Origin of the sequence: Shewanella sp. GutDb-MelDb (genome assembly GCF_002836075.1) — a bacterium.
Classification (GTDB): Bacteria; Pseudomonadota; Gammaproteobacteria; order Enterobacterales; family Shewanellaceae; genus Shewanella.
Genome location: NZ_PJBM01000004.1, coordinates 1 through 6,043 on the forward strand (window position 1 = coordinate 1; position 6,043 = coordinate 6,043).

Genomic DNA, 6,043 nt, shown 5'->3' on the forward strand with positions numbered 1-6,043 from the left:
CACCCCTTTGTTAAACAAAAGTCCGTATCGCTTGAGGAGTTAAGTCAAGCACCATTTTTAATGCGTGAAAATGGCTCTGGCACACGTTTAGCCATAGAACGTTTTATGGAAAAGAAGGGAGTCAATCTCAATATCAAGATGACCATAGAAAGTAATGAGGCCATTAAGCACTCCGTGATGTCGGGTCTAGGAGTTAGTATTTTGTCAGCGCACACCTTAGCATTTGGCGGCAATATGGGATTAGCGCAATTACAGGTAGAATCTTTGCCTATTAACTCGAACTGGTATTTTTTATGGCTAAAATCCAAACGACAAACCGCCATTGCTCAGGCCTTTTTACAACATGTTGAGAGCGACGGACGCCGTATGTTAGTTACTGAGCTGAGTCGCCATTCATTCTAATTCCCACTACAGGGTTAATTGCAATGGCAAGTTTAGTTTCTCAGTAGAAGGTAAAAGGCTTGAAGATGTTAGCGTTAACCGCCACGAGATTGGCTGTGTCCACAAGGAATTTCGCTACCCAGAAACCTACCAACAGTCATTTATAGAGCTTAAGCATTAACACATTTCTACCCCAAAACGTGTTTGAAATGGATATATCTCGAAGTTTAGCTGTTTGTATTTACCCTCAAAAACCTAATGTAACCTTTAATTGAGTGGCCAAATTATCTATACCACTTCAGAACGATTTTAATGTGGTTATGTTAGTGTGTTTACTAAGCTTAGCAGGAAGTACCAATAAACGTTTATAGGGAGATCAGTGATGACAAATTCGATGCAATTATTGAAACAGCTTGAAAGTAAAGGAAAAACTTTCCGGTATTATAGCTTTGATCGATTAGCCGAACACTATGATTTATCCCGCTTACCCTTTGCGGCAAAAATCTTATTAGAAAATTTACTGCGCTATGAAAATTCAGAATTTGTCCAGCCAGAGGATATAGATACCTTGGCCCGCTGGGATTTAGATAACTGGTCAGAAACCGAAATCGCTTTTGTGCCCTCTAGGGTTATTTTACAGGATTTTACCGGTGTACCTTCTGTGGTCGATTTGGCCGCGATGCGTGATGCTATCGAAACATTAGGTGGCAATGCTGACGCGATTAATCCACTCAATCCAGTCGAGCTGGTGATTGACCATTCGGTAATGGTTGATGTGTTTGCCGAATCCGGCGCGCTGCAAAAAAATACCGCCATCGAAATAAAGCGCAACCGTGAACGCTACCAATTTCTGCGTTGGGGTCAGCAAGCCTTTGACAACTTTAAAGTGGTGCCGCCAGGGCGCGGCATTGTGCATCAGATTAATTTGGAATATTTGGCTCGGGTGGTTTTTGTCAAAGAAGATGAAGACAACTTATTGTATCCCGACACCTTAGTCGGTACAGATTCTCATACCACCATGATTAACGGTTTGGGTGTGCTGGGCTGGGGCGTAGGAGGCATTGAGGCTGAGGCCGCCATGTTAGGCCAACCCGTTACCATGCTGTTACCCGAAATTGTCGGCTTTGAATTTACCGGTACATTACCACCAGGGGTTACAGCTACCGATCTGGTGTTAACGGTCACCGAGCAATTACGTGAATTTGGGGTGGTAGGAAAATTTGTTGAGTTTTTTGGTGCTGGCATCGATCAACTGACCCTAGCCGATAGAGCAACCATTGCCAATATGGCCCCTGAATACGGTGCCACCAGTGGTATTTTCCCGATCGATCAGCAAACTGTAGATTACTTAGCCCTTACTGGTCGTGATCCTGAGCGGATCGAGCTCATAAAGGCTTATCTTAAAGAGATGGACATGTGGGGCTGCGGATCTGAGAACAAAGCCTGTTATCACGCCAGTTTACAATTAGATTTGGGCAGTATTGTGCCTTCTATTGCGGGTCCTAAAAGGCCGCAGGACAGGATTGCACTTGATAAAGCGGGTGTCAGTTTCCGTCAGTGGCTGGACAGCCAGATCCCTGTTAATCAAATCGAAACTGTAGGTAAAGATGAACTGTCAAGCGAAGGTGGTCCCTCAGCGCCGGTCGCTGATGGCAACACAGGCGTTGCCTGCCAGTATCGAGATAAGGACTTTGTCCTCGAAGCAGGCGCGGTGGTGATTGCCGCAATTACCAGTTGTACTAATACCTCCAATCCATCAGTGCTAATCGCCGCCGGATTATTGGCCAGAAATGCCCGCCAAAAAGGCTTGCAGGTTAAACCTTGGGTGAAAACCAGTTTTGCACCTGGATCGCAGGTGGTGACAGATTATTTAATAAAATCGGGTCTCAATGTCGATTTAGATGCTCTAGGGTTTCAGTTAGTGGGTTACGGTTGTACCACTTGTATTGGTAATTCCGGCCCCTTACCTCAGCCTGTTAGTGAAGCGATACAACAGGGCAGGTTGAAGGTGTGTTCGGTGTTGTCGGGCAACCGTAATTTCGATGGACGTATTCATCCTGAAGTACAAGCGAATTATCTGGCATCGCCGCCCCTTGTGGTGGCGTATGCACTGGCCGGTAATATGAAGGCCGATATTGCTAGCGAATCACTTGGGGAGGATGCTGATGGTAATGCGGTTTATTTAAGAGATATCTGGCCGGACAATCAAGAAATCCAACAGGTCATGGCCAGCGCAGTACAAAGCGATATGTTTGTGTCCCGTTATGCCGATATTTACAGTGGCGATGCCGACTGGCAAGGGTTAGAAGTGGTGCAGAGCCAGAAATATAACTGGCCGAATTCCACCTATGTTAAACAACCGCCATTTTTTGATGGGATCAGTGCTGAGATACCAGCAATAATGGCTATCGACAATGCCCGTTGTTTACTCAAATTGGGTGACTCGGTCACGACCGATCATATTTCACCAGCGGGATCGATTGCCCCAAACAGTCCTGCTGGAGACTATTTACAACAGGCTGGTGTGGCCATTAAGGACTTTAACTCTTACGGTTCGCGTCGCGGAAACCATGAAGTGATGATGCGCGGAACCTTTGCCAATATCAGACTGAAAAATCTGCTGGCTCCGGGTACTGAGGGCTGCTGGACACGCTTGATGCCTAACGGTGAGTCGATGACAGTATTTGATGCTGCCATGCAGTATCAACAACAGGGCACTCCTTGTATCGTGCTTGCAGGTAAGGAATATGGCACGGGTAGCTCACGAGACTGGGCAGCCAAAGGGCCTGCACTGTTGGGCGTTAAATCGGTCATTGCCCAAAGTTATGAGCGTATTCATCGCTCTAACCTGGTTGGAATGGGTATTTTACCTTTGCAGTTTATGCCAGATGACAGTGCAGAGTCGCTGAACCTCACTGGTGAAGAGCAATTCAGTATTCCTGCCGTGAGTGCTGGTCAGAAAATAGTCAAGGTAACTGCGACCGACAAAGCGGGTAAGCAAGATTCGTTTGAAGCGAAAATCCGTATTGATACTCCCAATGAGTTCAGTTACTACCAACATGGCGGTATTCTGCATTATGTATTGCGCAATCTAGCCAAGTAATCAGGGTTCTACATAAGGTAATCACCCGTTTAAGATAACCTGTAAATAGGCCCAAGTTTGACGACTTGGGCCTATTTGTATTCTGTCGAAATGGATATGGGCAGCGACGGTTTGTTGTTTAGCCGTTTGGTGGCACTGTGTGTCTCGATCAAAGGTTCAATCAGTATGAAAGTAACCACAAATATTAATGCTTTACTTTTTATTCGAATATATTTGATTTATCAACTTAAACAGATATTGGCTTAAATCCATTAAGTGCATTGAACTTCGTTAAAATGCGACGACTATGAGCGGCATCAGGAAGCGTGTATGTCCTACCAAAAAGTAGTGAAAGAGGACTAAGGTTCTACACTGAAACTGTTTTGGATACCGGCGTGACTATTGAGAAAATCAATTCGAGCTTGATAATTGTCAGTTAGAGCCGCTACGTCGTCTGAACTCATGATAATGGATTGGCTACTCCACTTGAACCATATGGCTTAATCGATATCCACTACTTAATTGTCCAAGAATAGGTTAGGGGGCTTAACTCACTTATGCCCCATTGTGAGTTACAGACGGTAAGCAGCACAGATAAGTAACAAGCCAGTTGACCTACTTTTACTCATCGATAAATGAGTACAGATTACTTTAGAAAAGACATCAAAATCAATGCTCACTTTTCAATTTTCCGTGCTCGTTTATTCAGTACAACTCTGATAGAGTGCTTACTAATCAATAGCTTTGTTAAAGTGCGGCTTAAATAATAGGTTTATTAAATGTGCATGCACGTTTTGCCAAATATAAGCGCCGGAGTGAACTCCCCAAGGTTTCTATGAATATAAATGTTTCAACAGATAATTGTAGTTTCGATAAGCACTATTTAGTTAAAGAGTCAGCAAGTGCTGAAATGACTATAGAGTTGGAATTTGAAAAAATTGTAAGCATGCAATCCAAAATTCAAAGACAACGAGATTTAATCGCACTAATACACAGTGAACTTAAAAAGTTTCAGTGGGTGATATCCGAAAGTGTAAACATAGAAATAACTTGGTATCTAGATGCTGTAGAAAGGCAAGAAACAGATAAGGTTGGTGACCTAGACAACATTACAAAACCAATTTTAGATGCTTTTACTGGAGAAAATGGTGTTCTTATTGATGATGCCCAAATAGGTTCTATCCATACTTATTGGCTATCAAGAAATGATCAGAAAGTAGATAATATAGTAAAAATTAAACTGTCTTTTAATAACGACTATTGTTTCAACAAAAATGATCTGATTTTCATTCAGTATTCCGGGGCAGTGTGCACTCCAATGAATGTAAATTTTGATGAACATATTTCCATGTATGGTGCATTAGCAGTAATAAAAGCCAGAAAGAAGCATAGGTTAACGGCTGAAAAGCTTAAAGAGATGGGGGCAAATGCAGACCGTTATTTAGTTGTGTCTTCATATGATATGCATCGAACAAGATTAAATGGGTTTAATAGTTCAACAATTTATAGTCTGCCTAAATTTAGACAAAAATGTTTAAATCACGGTTTTACTTATACTGCATTATTGAACTTACGTAAAGCGCATGAAAAGGCGATTAAATCAAGCTAAAACCATATAAGTGATTATTATCCCTTGAATTTTCAGATTTAGTCCTCATATAAGTATTGAGATTAATTCATTTAAGGTAATAACGATGGCTGTAAAAAGTATATATAAAACTGGTGACTTGGTAATTTTAAAATCAGGTGGCCCAGAGATGACTGTGAATGAAAAGATCATAACTCATAATGGTGAGTTTAATGGTATCTACTCTTGCACATGGTTTGCAGGAAAAAAATATAGTCATGGCAGATTCCCTCAAGATACTTTGATGATTCCTGTTGTTCCTGTTGTTCCTGTTGTTCCTGTTGTTCCTGTTTAAGGTGGTAAAGGATAGTCATGGATGCAAAACATGTTGCTGCTTGGATGCAGCAAGAATTAGTTAAACAAAATTGCTTGTATCAGGATGATGTAGTCGACTTTCTAGTTAAAGCGAAGGATGAAACACATCTACGAGAAAATGCTGATGGAAATTTGGTCTTAGGTACGAAGCTGCTTAATTCATTTAAAAAATTAAATGAGCATGACGTTGTATGGGTTAGATCAGAGTTTTACTGGCGGCCTCGTGTCGCAGAAGATGAAGAGGGTCGTTTGGCTCGTGGTTAATATCCAATTAGAAAACCGCTTACATAGGCGGTTTTTTACTATTTAGTACGTTTAATTTAGCGTACCAGTGTTAGACAACTAACTCAGGATTCACACAGCGCGCACATTTAAAGCCGTCTTAAAATCTTTCACAAACTCAGGTTCTCGATCTCTCCAAGGTTTAAACAATCTTGGTTGGCTCATTAGTTTATAAGCTGATGGAACACGCCCAAGCTCTTCACACATCAGGTCTATTTCTTTTGGTAATACATCAAAACCTGATGGAGTGATAATGCGACCACTAAAAATATAAAAACCATCCCATTCTTTAACGCATGGTAAGAAGCCTGCAGCTGTAATGTCTAATAGCCTTAAAGCTGTGCCACTCGTTGGTT

General features: G+C 42.0%; 6 protein-coding genes. 5 read left to right on the plus strand and 1 reads right to left on the minus strand.

Translation table 11 applies throughout. The features are described 5' to 3' along the window. The 5 genes from CXF82_RS00170 to CXF82_RS00190 all read left to right on the plus strand — a co-directional run. The coding region (locus CXF82_RS00170) for a LysR substrate-binding domain-containing protein (RefSeq protein ID WP_257982690.1) at window positions 1-402 on the plus strand (402 nt) is incomplete at its 5' end. 361 nt (window positions 403-763) lie between these two features. Beyond that, a complete protein-coding gene (acnA, locus tag CXF82_RS00175) occupies window positions 764-3,484 on the plus strand; it encodes an aconitate hydratase AcnA (protein WP_102043450.1) in 2,721 nt (906 codons plus the stop codon). Between the two features lie 760 nt (window positions 3,485-4,244). Further along, entirely contained in the window at window positions 4,245-5,072 is an 828-nt protein-coding gene (locus CXF82_RS00180) for a RusA family crossover junction endodeoxyribonuclease (RefSeq protein ID WP_180961143.1), read from the plus strand. An 85-nt stretch (window positions 5,073-5,157) separates the two neighbouring features. Continuing rightward, a complete protein-coding gene (locus CXF82_RS00185) occupies window positions 5,158-5,385 on the plus strand; it encodes a YodC family protein (protein WP_102043452.1) in 228 nt (75 codons plus the stop codon). Between the two features lie 17 nt (window positions 5,386-5,402). After that, window positions 5,403-5,669: a DUF6953 family protein gene (locus CXF82_RS00190; protein WP_102043453.1), complete on the plus strand. Its 267-nt coding sequence runs from the start codon at window positions 5,403-5,405 to the stop codon at window positions 5,667-5,669. 90 nt (window positions 5,670-5,759) lie between these two features. On the opposite strand, the gene CXF82_RS00195 is transcribed toward CXF82_RS00190, so the two are convergent. Next, window positions 5,760-6,043: DUF3653 domain-containing protein (locus CXF82_RS00195; protein WP_219621759.1), on the minus strand; the 284-nt coding region annotated here is incomplete at its 5' end.